The sequence below is a fragment of the Mesorhizobium sp. M4B.F.Ca.ET.214.01.1.1 genome (assembly GCF_004791545.1).
GTDB lineage: Bacteria > Pseudomonadota > Alphaproteobacteria > Rhizobiales > Rhizobiaceae > Mesorhizobium > Mesorhizobium abyssinicae.
Genome location: NZ_SRUX01000344.1, coordinates 1 through 278, shown reverse-complemented (window position 1 = coordinate 278; position 278 = coordinate 1). Strand labels below are relative to the sequence as shown.

1 pseudogene is annotated in these 278 nt (G+C 70.1%); it reads right to left on the bottom strand.

The annotated features are described in order from the left end of the window. Positions 1-81 precede the first annotated feature (81 nt). A pseudogene (locus tag EN857_RS34505) lies at positions 82-278 on the bottom strand (efflux transporter periplasmic adaptor subunit); the annotation flags it as partial.

Sequence of the window (278 nt, the reverse complement as noted above, 5' to 3'; positions counted from 1 at the left end):
CCCTCGCCGGGATGACGAAGGCAGGAAAGGCTGCCGCTGGCGCCGGCAGCTAAGCGGGGACGCGGATCAGGAGCCGGCGGATCAGTGGTTCAGCGCAGCGGTTGCATCGCGGCCCGGTGCCGGCGCCGACTGTGGCTGCATCGCCACGGTCTTGGCCTGCACCGGCATGCCCGGCATGAAGACCTTCTGCACGCCGTCGATGATCACCTTGTCACCGGCGGCCAGGCCGTGCTCGACGATACGCAGGCCATCGGCGGTGCGGCCGAGCTGGATGTCGC